Source organism: Shinella sp. 20P9.1.1 (assembly GCF_057798995.1).
In genome coordinates, this window is record NZ_JBYOLC010000005.1 from 1 (window position 1) to 16,487 (window position 16,487).

The 16,487-nt window shown below is 61.2% G+C and carries 17 protein-coding genes; 7 read left to right on the forward strand and 10 right to left on the reverse strand.

The genetic code is table 11. The features are described from left to right. The first annotated feature begins 969 nt into the window (after positions 1-969). The 4 genes from AC27VQ_RS09985 to AC27VQ_RS10000 all read left to right on the forward strand — a co-directional run bounded on the left by AC27VQ_RS09985 (position 970) and on the right by AC27VQ_RS10000 (position 3,669). Positions 970-1,617 carry a GIY-YIG nuclease family protein gene (locus AC27VQ_RS09985; protein WP_488716170.1) on the forward strand — a complete coding sequence of 216 codons (648 nt, stop codon included), beginning with the start codon at positions 970-972 and terminating at the stop codon, positions 1,615-1,617. A gap of 156 nt (positions 1,618-1,773) precedes the next feature. Continuing rightward, positions 1,774-2,766: an endonuclease/exonuclease/phosphatase family protein gene (locus AC27VQ_RS09990; RefSeq protein ID WP_488716171.1), complete on the forward strand. Its 993-nt coding sequence runs from the start codon at positions 1,774-1,776 to the stop codon at positions 2,764-2,766. A 60-nt stretch (positions 2,767-2,826) separates the two neighbouring features. Then, complete coding sequence (locus tag AC27VQ_RS09995; RefSeq protein WP_488716172.1) at positions 2,827-2,997, forward strand: hypothetical protein; 171 nt, start codon at positions 2,827-2,829, stop codon at positions 2,995-2,997. A gap of 33 nt (positions 2,998-3,030) precedes the next feature. Beyond that, on the forward strand, positions 3,031-3,669 hold the full coding sequence (locus AC27VQ_RS10000; protein ID WP_488716173.1) for an alpha/beta hydrolase family protein: 639 nt from the start codon (positions 3,031-3,033) through the stop codon (positions 3,667-3,669). Between the two features lie 386 nt (positions 3,670-4,055). On the opposite strand, the gene AC27VQ_RS10005 is transcribed toward AC27VQ_RS10000, so the two are convergent. Next, the gene (locus AC27VQ_RS10005; RefSeq protein ID WP_488716174.1) at positions 4,056-5,000 is read right to left on the reverse strand and encodes an alpha/beta fold hydrolase; all 945 of its coding nucleotides are present in this window, start codon (positions 4,998-5,000) and stop codon (positions 4,056-4,058) included. 263 nt (positions 5,001-5,263) lie between these two features. Between AC27VQ_RS10005 and AC27VQ_RS10010 the strand changes: the two genes are divergently transcribed. Then, positions 5,264-5,578 (forward strand): DUF1883 domain-containing protein, encoded by a 315-nt coding sequence (locus AC27VQ_RS10010; RefSeq protein WP_488716175.1) that lies wholly within the window; start codon positions 5,264-5,266, stop codon positions 5,576-5,578. On the opposite strand, the gene AC27VQ_RS10015 is transcribed toward AC27VQ_RS10010, so the two are convergent. Together AC27VQ_RS10015 and AC27VQ_RS10020 are read right to left on the reverse strand one after the other, a co-directional pair. Beyond that, positions 5,575-6,888, reverse strand: coding sequence for a replication-associated recombination protein A (locus AC27VQ_RS10015; protein WP_488716176.1), 1,314 nt, complete (start codon positions 6,886-6,888; stop codon positions 5,575-5,577). The two genes, AC27VQ_RS10010 and AC27VQ_RS10015, sit on opposite strands and share 4 nt — an antisense overlap. Further along, positions 6,885-8,291 (reverse strand): DegQ family serine endoprotease, encoded by a 1,407-nt coding sequence (locus AC27VQ_RS10020; RefSeq protein ID WP_488716412.1) that lies wholly within the window; start codon positions 8,289-8,291, stop codon positions 6,885-6,887. Before AC27VQ_RS10020 ends, AC27VQ_RS10015 begins: the two co-directional genes overlap by 4 nt. A gap of 202 nt (positions 8,292-8,493) precedes the next feature. Here AC27VQ_RS10020 and msrP point away from each other — a divergent pair, with 202 nt between their 5' ends. After that, entirely contained in the window at positions 8,494-9,435 is a 942-nt protein-coding gene (msrP, locus tag AC27VQ_RS10025) for a protein-methionine-sulfoxide reductase catalytic subunit MsrP (RefSeq protein WP_488716177.1), read from the forward strand. Further along, positions 9,435-10,082 (forward strand): protein-methionine-sulfoxide reductase heme-binding subunit MsrQ, encoded by a 648-nt coding sequence (gene msrQ / locus AC27VQ_RS10030; protein ID WP_488716178.1) that lies wholly within the window; start codon positions 9,435-9,437, stop codon positions 10,080-10,082. Before msrP ends, msrQ begins: the two co-directional genes overlap by 1 nt. Here the strand turns inward: msrQ and AC27VQ_RS10035 are convergent. The 7 genes from AC27VQ_RS10035 to secY all read right to left on the reverse strand — a co-directional run bounded on the left by AC27VQ_RS10035 (position 10,079) and on the right by secY (position 16,175). Beyond that, on the reverse strand, positions 10,079-11,278 hold the full coding sequence (locus AC27VQ_RS10035; protein WP_488716179.1) for a GGDEF domain-containing protein: 1,200 nt from the start codon (positions 11,276-11,278) through the stop codon (positions 10,079-10,081). The genes msrQ and AC27VQ_RS10035 overlap by 4 nt on opposite strands. A gap of 164 nt (positions 11,279-11,442) precedes the next feature. Continuing rightward, entirely contained in the window at positions 11,443-11,868 is a 426-nt protein-coding gene (gene rplQ / locus AC27VQ_RS10040) for a 50S ribosomal protein L17 (RefSeq protein ID WP_313528569.1), read from the reverse strand. A 45-nt stretch (positions 11,869-11,913) separates the two neighbouring features. After that, on the reverse strand, positions 11,914-12,924 hold the full coding sequence (locus AC27VQ_RS10045; protein ID WP_117372305.1) for a DNA-directed RNA polymerase subunit alpha: 1,011 nt from the start codon (positions 12,922-12,924) through the stop codon (positions 11,914-11,916). A 100-nt stretch (positions 12,925-13,024) separates the two neighbouring features. Then, positions 13,025-13,414: a 30S ribosomal protein S11 gene (rpsK, locus tag AC27VQ_RS10050; protein ID WP_023513823.1), complete on the reverse strand. Its 390-nt coding sequence runs from the start codon at positions 13,412-13,414 to the stop codon at positions 13,025-13,027. A gap of 242 nt (positions 13,415-13,656) precedes the next feature. Continuing rightward, positions 13,657-14,025: a 30S ribosomal protein S13 gene (rpsM, locus tag AC27VQ_RS10055; protein ID WP_058329561.1), complete on the reverse strand. Its 369-nt coding sequence runs from the start codon at positions 14,023-14,025 to the stop codon at positions 13,657-13,659. Between the two features lie 228 nt (positions 14,026-14,253). Next, positions 14,254-14,838, reverse strand: a complete 585-nt coding sequence (locus AC27VQ_RS10060) for an adenylate kinase (protein ID WP_313528563.1) — start codon at positions 14,836-14,838, stop codon at positions 14,254-14,256. Beyond that, complete coding sequence (gene secY, locus AC27VQ_RS10065) at positions 14,835-16,175, reverse strand: preprotein translocase subunit SecY (protein WP_117372302.1); 1,341 nt, start codon at positions 16,173-16,175, stop codon at positions 14,835-14,837. The genes AC27VQ_RS10060 and secY overlap by 4 nt, the downstream gene beginning before the upstream one ends. Positions 16,176-16,487 lie beyond the last annotated feature (312 nt).

Genomic DNA, 16,487 nt, shown 5'->3' on the forward strand with positions numbered 1-16,487 from the left:
GACCACTAACGCAGGAGGCCTCTGCCAATAGGCTCCGAGAATTGCAGTCGCAAGTCCGACAACCACGAGAAGCAGTCCGAACCATAAGGGGGCATCGCTTGGAGGTATGCTCCAGCCTAGATAATTATGGGCAGCGGAGTAGATCAGCCATGGCACCAGACCGGACGCTGACGATGCCCCGAGGAGTGCAACTGCTCCACCCGCTTTACCGAGGCCCGTTCCAAAAATAATCCGGGCTAACTTGAGCAGGAAATCTTTGTCGATAGAGAATCGCATCATCGCCCCCGGGAGAACACACCGATCGTCTGCATCTTGCAGCCATGTTTGTCCAGCAAGCCATCCACCTGGAACACGCGTCGAGCGGGAGAACATACTCTGGCACGCTAATCATGGAGTTGAGTGTCAGCCATCTCAAACCAGATACGCAGCCTGAGGTTTCTCGGTGATCGATCTGATTGCCCCCGCAACCAATCGCATCACTGTGGGAAGGGACCGGTCTCGGGGAAGATCGGGATCTCCAGAAACCTTCGGCCTCACCACTTCGTCGGCGATTTCGGAATTCGGTCGGGCCACCTATGTCTATGACTGCCCCGATGGCATAGTATTTGTCGGAATGGCGTACCTAGTGTCGCGCACACGTTTTCCAACCATTCGATTCGTTCTCTTATTAGGGTCATTCAATGTAAAACCCAATGTCTTGCTACACCCTTTTGATTTCGAGATACCCCGGCCATAAGCCGGGGTATTTTTTTGCCTTTAACCAAAGATTTTCTCAAAGAGAGCACAATGGATCACAACCATAAGGGTTATATTCAATAAGAAAACACAGGGAAAACACTGAAAACAAAAAGAAAACCATATCTCATGCCCTTTGCGATCCGCCCAAAAAAACACCCTTTAATTGAATTCATGTATAGGCAGCAACAAAACCTAGTGCTACCATCGCGCGAATGATCAAGGGGACGGATCATGGGCGACAGGTACGGAAAGTCCAACAGAGACGAATGGAAAATCCAGGAAACGGCGTCAGGGTGGCTATGGTGGCTTCTGGATTCCGATGGAAACGTAATTGGCAGGTCGATCGACTTTTTTGCCACCCGGCAGTTATGTGTTGAAAATGCAAGGCGTCATCGGATGTCACGATATCCGGATCGGGATGAGAACCCGGACGCATTGGGAATGCCACCATTAGACGAGGAGGCACTACGGTCAGACATCAACTTGATCAAGTTTTCACGCGCCGGGAACGAACACGCTTTTTCCGCAGGGTTTCAAGAAGGCTACAATTCGGCTTATCGCCCGGAAATGGGAAACACTGATTCACACCGAAGAGGCTTCGTCTACATTGTCACATCAGCGCGCAACGGCATCCTGTTCGTCAAGGTAACAAGCGACCTTCCCCGGCGACTTTTCGAACACCGAATGACCCGAATGCCCGGCGTAACGGTCTATAAAGGGGTGGAAATACTCGTTTGGTATGAAGTGTACGAGCAATTGATCGAAGCTGTTGAACGGCACAAAGCCATTCAAAAAATGCCACGGCAAAAAAAGATCGATCTCGTGGAGGCGTTGAACCCCGGTTGGGACGATCTTTCACACCACCTCCTGTCTTCGTAGACCCACTCCAAAAGACAGGCCCGGAACATAACTTTTCTCAATTGCGGCGCGGCGGACCAGCACGTCATTGCAGCGCATGGATGCACAGGCTACATGCTAGCCTCCCGTTACGGGAATCGCGCTGAACCGAATTCCGTGATGCAGAGGGAACAGTCGATGCTGACAGCGCCGCGCCGGGGGCCGATTGCCATGGCTTACCGCGTCCTCGTCCTGCCTGGCGTCCTCGCCTATCTCTTCGCCGTCAGCATCGTCGTGCTTGCCGCCGATCGGTTCTGGCTGGTCGATCTGCTCACCTTCGCCTGGCCCTATGCGGTGGCATCTGGTGGGCTGCTGGTCGTTGCGGCGCTCGTCACGCGACGGGTGAAGGCGATCGTGATCGCGCTTGCCGGCCTTGCCGTCGCCCTCATTCCCGCCTTCGACGTGCCCACCGCCCGCCCCTCCGCGGCCGGCAACGGCTTGAAGGTGCTGACCGCCAATCTCTTCGTGCAGAACCCGGAAGATCCCGCCGTCTTCATCGATCTGTTGCGGCTGGAAAAGCCCGACATCGTCGTCCTGCAGGAAACCACGGGGCGCTGGGCGGCCGCCCTTTCCGCGGCCGGGCTCTTTCCCTACGAAAGCGGGGCGGAAGCCCTGGCGCGCGACAGTATCAAGGTTTACTCCACCCTGCCGATCCGCGCGGAAACCGAGCTGAAGCGCGCCTTCACCGAGCCAAAGGCCTACAAGCAGCCGTTGCGGCTCGAGCTCGACATGCGCGGCAAGCCGCTCTTCCTCTATGCCTTCCATCCCGAGACGCCGCGCCGGCTCTGGCAGTGGCGCGATCGCAACGCCTATCTTTCGGCGGCCGCCGATGCGGCGAAAGGCGATCTGCAACGCGCGCCCGTCATCGTTGCGGGTGATTGGCACACACCGACCTGGTCGCCCTTCTATCGCAGCTTCCTGCGCCAGGCCGGCCTCGCCTCCACCGAGGGCGGCTGGCTGCAGCCGGTGACGCGCTTCAGCCTGAAACTCGATTGGCTCGCCTATATCGGCGCCACAATCGACCATGTCGCCGTTTCGCCGGACATTTCCGTGCGTGGCCATCGCATCGGCCCGGCTTTCGGCTCGAACCACCTGCCCGTCATCGCCGAACTTGCCATGCCGGAGACCTGACCCCCTCGCCCTTCCAGAAAAACACCCTATCTTTCAAGTGAAGCAACGAGGGAGAAGACGATGCCCACGGAAAAAGACAGCCCGAAAGCCCCGCTCGAAAAGGAGCGCGCCCAGCAGCAGGACAAGGCCGCAAAGGCGGAACAGGACGATTATCTTGAAGAGGCGCTGGAAGAGACGTTTCCCGCAAGCGATCCGATCGCGCCCGGCGAGGTGAAGGACCATGCCAAGTGAAGCGATCGCCGGCCCGATGGATATGACGACGGAATGAACTCGCCTTTCCTGTTCGATGGCCCTGAGGATGCGCCCGTCACCCTGCTGCTCGCCCATGGTAGCGGCGCGCCGATGGATTCGGCGGCGATGAATGCCGCGGCCACCGCGCTCGCTGCCGAAGGCCTGCGGATCGCCCGCTTCGAGTTCTCCTATATGGCCGCACGCCGGATCGATGGCAGCCGCAAGCCACCGCCAAAGGCGGAGACGCTAAACCCGGAGTTCCATGCCGCCGTCGCAGCGCTCGGCGCCAGGGGACCGCTGGTGATCGGTGGCAAGTCGATGGGCGGGCGTGTCGCCAGCATGGTGGCGGATACGCTTCATGCCGACGGCAAGGTCGCCGGCCTCGTCTGCCTCGGCTATCCTTTCCACCCGCCGGAAAAGCCGGCGCAGCTGCGCACCGCGCATCTCATAGACCTGAAGACGCCAACGCTGATCTGCCAAGGCACACGCGATCCCTTCGGCACGAAAGATGAAGTGCCGGGTTACGGCCTGCCGGAGCGCATCCGCATCCTCTGGCTGGAAGACGGCGATCACGACCTGAAGCCGCGCAAAAGCCTTTCCGGATTCTCCGCCGCCGACCACCTCGCCACCATGGCAAGGACGGTGAAGGAGTGGGCGGAAACGCTACGCTAAAACCGCTGTTCCGTGCGGAACAGCACACGTCGCCCCTTCATGCGAAGGTCCGGTCACTGGATGCAACGAACCATCCGCAACCGAACCCTAGGGGAACAGATCATGCGCAACATCCTCCTCATCGCCGCCGTTGCCCTCGCATCGGTCTCTTCCTTCTCGTCTCCCTCGCAGGCCGGCTCCTACAGCTACGGCTACCGCCGCATTGCTTCGTCAAGAAGGTGAAGTCCTACGATTATTACGGCAACCTGATCATCAAACACGTCCGCGTCTGCCGCTGAGCGGAGCCCCTCGACAGGGGTTGTTCGACGCGCGGCTCCCGCCGGCACGACGGCCTCACGGACGGGCCGAAGCCCGGATGCGTTTCCCGCATCCGGGCTTCGGTGTTTTCAGTTGCCATCGACCTGGCCGGCCCAGCTCTGCGCGCCGATCTGGCCATCGAGGAACGGCAGGGCGGCGCTGACGAGCGCGGGGGCGGCGAAGGCTTCATAATGTGTCAGGCCGGGCAGGATGGCGAGGCGGTTCTTCGACATGTTTTCCCGCATCCAGCCGGCATCCCGCAAGCCGCCGCCGAGCTTCTGGTAGAACTCGACCATATGCTCGGGCCGGATCATATCGCTGTCGCCGTAGATCAGCATGACGGGCATGGAGAGCTTTGCGACGGCGTCGGATGCGTCATAGTCCTCCCGCATGGCGGCCCCCATAGCATCGAGCAGCTTGGGGAATTGCGAGACATCGGGCGCGACGGCCGCGTAGGATTTATACATCGGCGTCTCCTTCATCATGTCAGCCATGGCGCCGGACACGGACGCCTGCTGCGGCAGCATTTCCGGGAAGAAGCCGTTCCTGGCGAACGGTGCGGACGCGATGACGAGGCGGCGCACCTTGTCCGGTGCTTGCGCGGCCATCTGCAGCGCAACACCGCCGCCGAAGGAGTAACCGAGCACATCGACCTGATCATAGCCGAGCTGGCTGACGAGCTCGGCCATATCAGCGCCGATCGCGGGAATATCGATCGGCCGGTTGCCGAGCGGCGTGCGGCCATGGCCCTGGAGATCGACACCGATGACCTGGCGCTTTTCCTGCAAGGTCTTGAGGTTTTCGCCGTACATCTCGATCAGGCCGAGACCGCCATGCAGCAGGAGCAGCGGCTCGCCCTTGCCGCGGATTTCATAGTAATAGTCGATGCCGTTGACCGACAGGTGCCCGGCCTTGTCCGGTTTACCGACGATGCTCTGCAACGGATTTTCCTTGATCTCCTCAGCCTGCGCCGAAGCCGGTGCGAAGGCGGCGAGGGCTGCTGTCAAAAGGGTGATGACGGTCATTTTCGGCATGTCTGTCTCCTCGATTTTCACCGGCACCCGCCGGCTTCATGCACCAAGGACGCCCATGATTGCCGCAAGCCGACAGGGGGAGGAAATTTTTCGGGCGCGCACCTGGCAAACTGAATCAAGACGCTGCGGAATCGATTCCGATTTTCCATCTATACCTTTGAAATATAAGAGATACAGCTTTGGGAATCGGGAGATGGAGGGGAAGAAAACTTTAACGGATACGGATGCATATTAGCGCTACACCAGATGCATCCGGGTCGGCCATGACACACAGTTTCTCCTACACCCATTACGATCTCGACCTGCAACGCAGCGGGACCGTGGTCGAAATCACGCTGTCGGCCGTCGCCAATGTCCGCCTGATGAGCCATGCGAATTTCGACCTGTTCAAGAATGCGCGCCAGCACAAATTTCTCGGCGGTGTCGCCAAGCAGTCGCCGATCCGGCTGAAAATCCCGGAGAACGGTCACTGGCATGTGGTGGTCGATATGGAAGGGCATCCGGGCAAGGCGCAGTCGTCGATCAAGATCGTGCCGCTTGCCCCGCAAAAGTCGGCGCAGCGCTTCAGCGCCGCTTAATTCTCGCCGCGCTCCTTGCGCAGCTTCGCCCACCAGTCGAGCCGCTTGCGCAGTTCGCGCTCGAAGCCGCGCTCCGGTGGATCGTAGAAGGTCCGGCGCCCCATCTTTTCCGGGAAATAATCCTGGCCTGAAAAAGCGTCCGGCTGGTCGTGGTCGTAGCGATAGCCGTCGCCATAGCCCTCGCCCTTCATCAGCTTGGTGGGCGCGTTGAGAATGTGTTTCGGCGGCAGCAGTGAGCCGTTTTCCTTCGCCGCGCGCATGGCCGATTTGTAGGCGGTGTAGATGGCGTTCGATTTCGGCGCGGTGGCGAGATAGACGCAGGCCTGCGCCAAGGCCAGATCGCCCTCCGGCGAGCCGAGGAAATCATAGGCATCCTTCACAGCATTGCAGACGACGAGCGCCTGCGGATCGGCAAGGCCGATGTCCTCGACAGCCATGCGCACCATGCGGCGGCAGAGGAACAGCGGGTCCTCGCCGGCATCGAGCATGCGTGTGAGATAATAGAGCGAGGCATCGGGATCCGACCCGCGCACGGCCTTGTGCAGGGCGGAGATGAGATTGTAGTGGCCGTCCTGCGACTTGTCATAGACGGGCGCACGGCGCTGCACGATGCGGAAGAGATCGTCCTGCCCGAAGGTCTCGCCGGCCCGCGCAGCGCGCCACACTTCTTCCGCCAGCGTCAGCACGGCACGGCCGTCGCCATCGGCCATGCGCAGCAGCGAGGCGCGCGCCTCCTCATCGAGCGGCAGCGCTTTGTTCTCAACGGCCTCGGCGCGCTTCAAAAGCTCTTCCAGGCTCGTCTCGTCATGCGGTTTGAAGGTGAGCACGCGAGCGCGCGACAAAAGAGCGGCGTTGAGCTCGAAGGACGGATTTTCCGTCGTCGCGCCGACAAGCACGATCGTACCGTCTTCCATGACGGGCAGGAAGCTATCCTGCTGCGCGCGGTTGAAACGATGGATCTCATCGACGAAAAGCAGCGTCTGGCGACCACCCATTCGGCGCGCGCGGGCAGCCTCGAAAACCTTCTTGAGATCGGCGACGCCGGAGAAGATCGCCGAAATCTGCTCGAAGGCAAGGCCTGTTTCGCCTGAAAGCAGCCGCGCCACCGTCGTCTTGCCCGTGCCCGGCGGCCCCCAGAAGATCATAGACCCGAGCGATCCGGCCTCGATCATGCGCGAGAGCACACCATCCGGGCCGGTCAGGTGTTCCTGGCCGGAGACTTCGCCCAGCGTCCGGGGACGCAGGCGATCGGCCAGCGGCCGCTTCGCCTTCATGTCCTCCGGCTCATGCGGGGCGAAGAGATCGCTCATCGGAAGAACTGGCGGATGCGCTGGCCGTCGCGCTCGATCTCGACCCGCCAGATCGACGGGTCTTCGCCGGTGAGCTTGGCGAGCGTTTCGGTGGTCGTGACGGCGGTGCCGTTTAGCTCGATGATGATGTCGCGCGGCTGAAGGCCAATGCGAGCGGCCGGCGAGCCACGGTTGACCTCGGTGACGACGACGCCGTTCATCGTGCCCTGCCCGGCCGGCATGCGCAGTTCTTCGGAAACGCGCGGCGAGAGATTGGCAACGACCGCGCCGGAGAAGGGATTGCGGCCTTCGATCAGGCGTTCGTCGCGCGGCGTCGTTTCCGGCGCACGATCAAGCGAGAGCGTCAGATCCTGCGGCTTGCCATTGCTGACGACCGTGATGCGCGCCGTGCCGCCGATGCCGACGGTGGTGAGGCGATAGCCGAGCGCATCGGGATGTTCGACGGGAATGCCGTTGACCGCCGTCACGATCTGGCCCGGCTTCATGCCGGCCTTTTCCGCCGGGCTTTCAGGTTGAACCTTTGAAATCAGGGCACCACGGGCACGGTCGAGGCCGAGCGCTTCGGCGACTTCTGACGTCACCGCCTCGAAGGTGGCGCCGACGAAGGGACGATCGAAGCTGGCACTACCGTTTTCGGCGCTGGCGATGAAGGTCTTCACGAGGTTGGCCGGGATGGCGAAGCCGACGCCGTTCGATCCGCCGCCGCGCGAAAAGATCGCGGTGTTGATGCCGATCAGCTCGCCGTTCATGTTGATGAGCGCACCGCCGGAATTGCCGGGATTGATGGCGGCATCCGTCTGGATGAAGAAGCCGAAATCGCCTGAGCGGACCTGATTGCGGGCCAGCGCCGAAACGATGCCGCTCGTGACCGTCTGGCCGACACCGAACGGGTTGCCGATGGCGAGCACGAGATCGCCGACTTCGACCGCATCGCTGTCGCCGAGCGGCAGCGTGGTGAAATCCCCCTCCGTCTTGATCTTCAGCACGGCGAGATCGACGCGCTCGTCCTTCAGGACGACGGTGCTTTCATATTCGCGGCCATCCGCCAGCGCCACCTTGATGTCGCTTGCGCCCTCGATGACGTGGTTGTTCGTCACCACGATGCCCTTAGAGCCGACGATGACGCCCGAGCCGAGCGAGGATTGCTTCTGGCTGCGGTTCGGCATCTGCTGGCCGAAGAACTCCTCGAAGAAAGGATCGCCGTCGAAGAGCGAGCGGCGCTCGACGACGCGCTCGGCATAGACGTTGACGACGGCGTTCTCGACCTGCTTGACCAGCGGTGCGAAGGAGAGCTGCATCTCCGTGCGCGATTGCGGCACGGTGCGCTCCTCGGCCATGGCGGGCGTCATCAGCGCCAGTGCCACGGCAAGCGGCGCGGCAAGCAGAATGCGGATATGCGTCATCAAGTGAGTCTCCTTCGTTTCCGCCACACGATCAGATAGGATTTCGCAGGAAAAAAGGCAAACCGCGCGATCTTCACCGCTCGCGCGGCCTCACGCCGCACGCACGAAAAAGTGGTCGCAAGAAATCTTCACGGCCGTTGAAACAACATGCTCCGCCGTTACGTAGAAGCCAGGGAAACAACCAAACCAATCGAGCCCCGCCATGTCTCTCTACCGCCCCCCGCGCATCATCCCATCCGAAATCACCCCCGAGCGCTGGTTCTTCAACCGGCGCGGCTTTCTGGCGGCTGCCGCCGGCGGCGCGCTTGCCGCAGCAGGAACACCAGCCTTTGCAGAGGCCCTGAAGGCCTCCAAGAGCCAATACGCCGTCGATGAGAAGCTGACGCCCGAGAAGGACGTGACGGGCTACAACAATTTCTACGAATTCGGCCTCGGCAAGGAAGACCCGGCGGCGAACTCGGAAAAGTTCAAGCCGACGCCCTGGACCGTGAAGGTGGACGGGCTGGTCGGCAAACCCAGGGAATTCGGCCTCGAAGAGCTGCTGGCCATGCCGCTGGAGGACCGGGTTTATCGTATGCGCTGCGTCGAGGCGTGGTCGATGGTCATTCCTTGGGTGGGCTTTCCACTCTCAGCCCTGCTCGACAAGGTGGAGCCACTTGGGGATGCCAAATACGTCGCCTTCGAGACGGTGGTGCGGCCGGAGGAAATGCCGGGGCAATCGGGCTACTTCCAGTCCCTGCCCTGGCCCTATGTCGAAGGCCTGCGGCTCGACGAGGCCCGCCATCCGCTCGCCATCCTCGCCGTCGGCGTCTATGGCAGGACGCTGCCCAACCAAAATGGCGCGCCGATCCGCCTCGTCGTTCCCTGGAAATACGGTTTCAAGGGCATCAAGTCGATCGTCAAGATCACGCTGACCGACAAGCAGCCGCCCTCAACCTGGAACATCTCCGCGCCGAACGAATACGGCTTCTATGCCAACGTCAATCCGGAGGTGGATCACCCGCGCTGGAGTCAGGCCAGCGAGAACCGTATCGGCGAAGGCGGCTTCTTCGGTGCGAACCGCCGGCCGACCCTGCCGTTCAACGGCTATGCCGACGAGGTCGCCAGCCTCTATAGCGGCATGGATCTGAGGGCGAACTACTGATGCTGCCCGCCCTGCCCCGTAAATACCATGCCGCCTCGATCTGGCTGCTCTATGCCGCCGGCTTGGTACCCGCGGCCTATGGCTTCTGGCTCGGCGCAACGGGCCGCCTGCCCGGCAATCCGGTGAAGGAATTCGAACACCTGCTGGGGCTCTGGGCACTGCGCTTCCTTGTCGCGACGCTGGCAATCACGCCGCTGCGTGATCTCTTCGGCATCAACTGGATCCGCTATCGCCGCGCACTGGGGCTTCTCGCCTTCTGGTACGTGCTGATGCACTTCCTGACCTACATGGTGCTGGACCAGTACCTGAATTTTTCGGCAATCCTCGTCGATATCGCCAAAAGGCCTTTCATCACCATCGGCATGGCGGCCTTCGTGATGCTTATTCCGCTGGCGATGACCTCCAACAATTGGTCGATCCGCCGGCTCGGGCCGCGTTGGGTGAAACTGCACAAGCTGGTCTACATCATCGCCGCGGCCGGGGCGCTGCACTTCGCCATGTCGGTGAAGGTCGTCGGCCTGGAGCCGTGGACCTATATCGTGCTGGTGGCAGTCCTTCTCGCCTATAGGCCGATGCGGCCGATGCTGCGCGGAAAAAAGCGCGGACGGCCGGATTCGGCCTTTCGAGGCAGCGAGCGCTCAGCCTAACGTCGGTTCTGCACCTCTGCGTCGTCTTTGACGACGAAGAATTTCGGGGCGGATGCCGCAGAAGCATCCGCTGCATTGCTGACAACGCGGTTCCGGCCACTACTCTTGGCAAGATAGAGCAGGCGGTCGGCGCGGCTGATGGCGTCGTGGATCGTATGATCCCCCGCGGCCGTGACCGCGACACCGAAACTCGCCGTGATCGCGCGGTCGACACCGATGCTTTCGAGATTACGCTCGGATAGGGCGAGACGAACCGTGTTTGCCAGCGTATGCGCATCCTGCAGGCGGCAGTTCGGCAGGTAGGCGATGAATTCTTCCCCGCCGAAACGCGCGACCGCGACCTCGGGCCAGGATAGCGTGCGCAGCAGATTTGCTACTTCGCGAATAACGTCATCACCCGCGGCATGGCCATAGCGATCGTTTACCGATTTGAACCAGTCGATATCCGCAACGATGATCGCTGCCTCTTTCTTCGCGGCACGGCCATGTTCGCCGATGAACTGCTCGAAGCCACGACGGTTGAGCAGACCAGTTAATGGGTCCTCCTCCGCCGCCTTGCGGTGCCGCTCGACGATGCGCAGCGCGACGGAAGACAGCGCCGTCAGAGCCAGGACAAGCGCGCCGATGGTCGAGGTTACCTGCATGATATAGGCGTAGGTCGAGCCGATGAATTCGCCCATCGCCAGTGTGCCGGCCATGACGAAGAAGGCGATCGTCCTCAAGGTCGTCTCGAGCATCACAAAGATCACCGCACCCAACAGCGCGCGATCGACCCAGTTCTGCGGCCGGCGCCAGGAGGAGGCCATCGCAACCAGCATCAGCAGGCCGCATGCGATGTCGTTGATGAAGAGTTCATAGCGCAGGCTCCCGGCAATCAGAACCGCATACGCCGTGCCGGCATAGGCGACAGCGGCGATCGCCAGCCGCAGGCCAATAAGCCGCGGCGCCTCGAAATGCGTGACGAGCCCCTGGCTATAGAGCAGGAAGGCCGAGAGGAAAGCCGCATCCGCCACCATCGCGACGACGGGGACCGGTACGATAACCTCCAGAAGCGGCGCGAGAAAGCCGAGCGCCGCGCAGAGATAACCGGCGCCCCAGAAAAGAGCGGCGCGATTGCCGAAGCGGCCGACGACGAGAAACGCAACGCCGAACAGGGTGAGGACCACCGGCAGCAGGAATGCGAAGTTCTCGCTCATGACTCAGACTCGATTAAACGCCCGTGAATTTTAGGGGCAAGGCCTGAAAACTATGCCTAGGGACATGGTTTCCAAAGTCTTTCGCGCCCCCGGCTTACGCGCAAAGAAAAAGCCGGACGCTGAGAGCGTCCGGCTTCAAACCGTTCGGATCGAACGATCGTTCTTTATGCGGCTTCGGCAGCAGCTGCTTCAGCGGCGACGCGGACCTTGTCGGCTGCGCCCTTGGCGTCAACATCGCGTTCAACGAACTCGATGACGGCGAGCGGGGCGTTGTCGCCGTAGCGGTAGCCGGCCTTCATGATACGCAGGTAGCCACCGTTGCGGCTGGCGTAGCGGGTTGCGATCGCATCGAACAGCTTCGAAACGACGGCAACGTCGCGGATCTGCGAGATCGCCTGACGGCGAGCGTGCAGGTCGCCGCGCTTGCCGAGCGTGACGAGCTTTTCGACGATCGGGCGAATTTCCTTCGCCTTCGGCAGCGTCGTTACGATCTGCTCATGCAGGATGAGCGAGGCAGCCATGTTGGCGAACATCGCCTTGCGGTGGCTGGCAGTACGGTTGAGTTTGCGACCGGAATTCTGGTGGCGCATCTCGGGTCTCCTTCACATGCAGGCAGGTGGCCTGCCGTTTGATGGTTAGTATTGGTCTTCGTAGCGCTTGGCGAGATCTTCGATGTTCTCGGGCGGCCATGCCGGCACTTCCATGCCGAGGTGCAGGCCCATGGAAGCGAGAACTTCCTTGATTTCGTTGAGCGACTTGCGACCAAAATTCGGAGTGCGAAGCATTTCGGCTTCGGTCTTCTGAATGAGATCGCCGATGTAGACGATGTTGTCGTTCTTCAGGCAGTTCGCCGAACGCACGGAAAGTTCCAGTTCGTCGACCTTCTTGAGGAGCGCCGGGTTGAACGCCAGTTCGGTGACCGATTCTTCCTCGGCTTCCTTCTGCGGTTCGTCGAAGTTGACGAAGACCGAGAGCTGGTCCTGAAGAATGCGGGCTGCAAACGCGATCGCGTCTTCGCCGGTGACAGAGCCGTCAGTCTCGATGGACATGGTCAGCTTGTCATAGTCGAGAACCTGGCCTTCACGGGTGTTTTCCACCTTGTAGGACACTTTCTTGACCGGCGAGTAGAGGCTGTCGACCGGGATGAGGCCGATCGGAGCATCTTCGGAACGGTTACGATCGGCCGGGACGTAGCCCTTGCCGTTGTTGACCGTGAACTCCATGCGGATTTCCGCGCCTTCGTCGAGGGTGCAGATGACATGGTTCGGGTTCAGGATCTCGATGTCGCCGACCGTCTGGATGTCACCAGCCGTTACGACGCCCGGGCCCTGCTTGCGGACAACCATGCGCTTGGAATCGTCGCCATCCATCTTGATGGCGATTTCCTTGATGTTGAGCACGATATCGGTCACGTCTTCACGGACACCCGGGATCGACGAGAACTCGTGCAGGACGCCGTCGATCTGCACGGCGGTAACAGCCGCACCGCGCAACGACGACAGGAGAACGCGACGCAGCGCGTTGCCGAGCGTCAGGCCGAAGCCACGCTCCAGCGGCTCTGCAACAAGGCTTGCCTTGGTGCGGCCGGAGGAGGTGAATTCCACCTTGTTCGGCTTGATCAGTTCCTGCCAGTTTTTCTGGATCATATGTTTTGCCTTCCGTTCGCCGCCACCATCCAATCGTGGCGGCCGAGCCCTGAAGATCCAGGAAAGCCGACCGGCTTTCCTGGTTGATTGAATGCGATGATCAGACGCGGCGCTTCTTGCGCGGACGGCAACCGTTGTGCGGGATCGGGGTCACGTCGCGGATGGACGTGATCATGAAGCCGGCAGCCTGGAGGGCGCGCAGAGCCGATTCACGACCCGAACCCGGACCGCATACTTCGACTTCCAGCGACTTCATGCCGTGTTCCTGGGCCTTCTTGGCGCAGTCTTCAGCAGCGATCTGGGCAGCGAACGGGGTCGACTTGCGCGAACCCTTGAAGCCCTTTGCGCCGGCCGACGACCAGGCAATGGCGTTGCCCTGTGCGTCGGTGATGGTGATCATCGTGTTGTTGAACGAAGAATTGACGTGAGCAACACCCGAGGTGATGTTCTTGCGTTCGCGACGGCGGACGCGTGCGGCTTCCTTGGCCATGGATAGTCCTTTCGTTGATCTCTACACCGCCGTAATGCCAGCGGCTCCACCGGGCCGGGACGAAACCCCTGCCCTGAATAAAATTTGCACACGTCCCGAAGGGAGCGTCTGCGGCGATATCGTCACTGCCGTAATGCCAGCAGCTCCACCGACCGGGACCTCTTGATGAAAGCAAGGCCCCGCTCGAAACTCAAAAGAGGCCGGCGCGAAGCGCCAGCCTCCCATTCCCCGTTTCCGGGAAATTACTTCTTCTTGCCTGCGATGGCCTTCGCCGGGCCCTTGCGGGTACGGGCGTTGGTGTGCGTGCGCTGACCGCGGACCGGAAGGCCGCGACGGTGACGCAGGCCACGGTAGCAACCGAGGTCCATGAGACGCTTGATGTTCATCGAGGTCTCGCGACGCAGGTCGCCTTCGACCTGGTAGTCGCGGTCGATGGCTTCACGGATCTGCAGAACTTCTGCGTCCGTGAGCTGGTGCACGCGGCGATCAGCCGGGATACCGACCTTCTCGATGATTTCCTGTGCGAATTTCGGGCCGATCCCGTGAATATAGGTCAGCGCGATGACTACGCGCTTCGCGGTCGGGATGTTGACGCCAGCGATACGTGCCACGCCTGTTCTCCTTGCTTCCAGTTGCCATCCGGCAAGTGGTTTTCTTCATTCGATACGGCCACGAGAGACCGCTGCTCAATTGATGTTCGGGGCATGTCGAAAACGACCGAACCCGGACTTCGTTGTTGGAAATCCGCGCCGATCGCAATGGCATGTCGCGAGTTGGCGCTGTCTTAAGGGGGAATCGGCCAAAAAGTCAACTCCCCGGCCGGGCCTTTTTGCCCGATATCAGGCGTTCTCCAGGATTCCACCGATCTCGGCGGTCACCTTGTCGACATTGGCCATGCCATCGACCGTCTGAAGCTTGCCCGTCGACGCATAGTAGTTCGACAGCGGCGCGGTCTTCTCGCGGTATTCCGTGAGGCGACGCTTGAAGGCTTCCGGATTGTCGTCGGAGCGAACCGTACCGCCGGCGGCGATCGTTTCGGCAACGCGATTCTCCATGCGCTTGACCAGTGCATCCTCATCGACCTTCAGCTCGATGACGGCGTCGAGCGCGATGCCCTTGCCGGCGAGGATCTGGTCGAGGGCTTCCGCCTGCGGAACCGTGCGCGGATAGCCATCCAGGATGAAGCCCTTGGCACAGTCCGGCGAATCAACACGATCGGAAACGATTTCGTTGACGATCGCGTCGGAGACGAGCTGGCCGGCATCCATGACGGCCTTGGCGCGCTTGCCGACATCCGTGCCGGCGGCAACGGCCGCCCGCAGCATATCACCCGTGGAAAGCTGCGGAATACCGTACTTTTCCGTCAGGAGCTTGGCTTGGGTTCCCTTGCCGGCCCCCGGCGGTCCCAGAAAAATCAGTCTCATCGTCCCCTCTTTCCTCCACGCAGCTTCGACTTCTTGATCAGCCCCTCATACTGCTGAGCAATCAGGTGACCCTGTATCTGTGCTACAGTATCGAGGGTCACGCTGACAACAATCAAAAGCGACGTACCACCAAGGTAGAACGGCACCCCGGTCTGCGAGATCAGGATTTCGGGAAGAATGCAGACGAACATCAGGTAGGCGGCGCCGATGACCGTGATACGGGTCAGCACGTAGTCGATATATTCGGCGGTGCGCTCGCCCGGGCGGATGCCGGGGATGAAGCCGCCATGCTTCTTCAGGTTATCGGCCGTATCCTTCGGATTGAAGACGATGGCCGTGTAGAAGAAGGCGAAGAAGGCGATCATGGCGGCATAGAGCACCATGTAGAGCGGCTTGCCGTGGCCGAGCGACGCGATGACCGCGGTTGCCCAGGAGGGCAGCTCGGACGTGTTGGAGAAGCCCGCCAGCGTTGCCGGCAAGAGCAGCAGCGACGACGCGAAAATCGCCGGGATGACGCCCGAAGTGTTGAGCTTCAGCGGCAGGTGCGAGGTATCGCCCTGGAACATACGGTTGCCGACCTGGCGCTTCGGATACTGGATCAGAAGGCGGCGCTGGGCGCGCTCCACGAAGACGATGAGCGCGATGACGACGACGGCCATGAGGACGACGGCGAGAATCACGCCGAAGGACAGGGCGCCCGTGCGGCCGAGTTCCAGCGTGCCCGCCAGGGCGTGCGGCAGGGCAGCAACGATACCGGCGAAGATGATCAGCGAAATGCCGTTGCCGATGCCGCGCGAGGTGATCTGCTCACCGAGCCACATCAGGAACATCGTGCCGCCGAGCAGCGAAATGACGGTGGAGATACGGAAGAACCAGCCCGGATCGTTGACGAGCCCTGCCCCGCTCTCCAGACCGACGGAAATGCCATAGGCCTGCAGCGTGCCGAGCAGCACCGTGCCGTAGCGGGTGTACTGGTTGATGATCTTGCGGCCCTGTTCGCCTTCCTTCTTCAGCTGTTCCAGCGAAGGCACGACGGAGGTCATCAGCTGCACGATGATCGACGCGGAGATATACGGCATGATGCCGAGCGCGAAGATCGCCATGCGCTCGACGGCGCCGCCGGAGAACATGTTGAACAGGCCGAGAATGCCGCCCGACTGGCCGCGGAAGGCCTGGGCAAAGGCTTCGGGATTGAGGCCCGGCAACGGGATGTAGGTGCCGAGACGATAGACGAGCAGCGCGCCCAGCGTGAACCAGAGGCGCTTCTTCAGGTCTTCCGCCTTGGCGAAAGTCGAGAAGTTCAGATTAGAGGCAAGTTGTTCCGCTGCCGAAGCCATGCATTTCTCCGCGTAGCCGATCCGGCGGCGGTGAAGCCCGGCCAGGTCCGGAATGGCTGATCCGTTTGGCACCCGCGCCCTGCCCTTCCCGGGCCGGTCACGCCGATGCTGAAATTGGTCGTGCCCGCCTGCCGTTGCAGCAAATCGGGCGGATGGAGCCTAAACCGGTTGAAACGCGGATTGTCAAGCAATCCCGGCCTCACCCTGGTTTTAATTCCGGATAACGATGCGGATTTGAGAATCCATCTGTCGTCGTGAGGCTCACATATGGGAGCAAAATCGCCCGGTGTGAAGCACACCGGGCGATTAAAT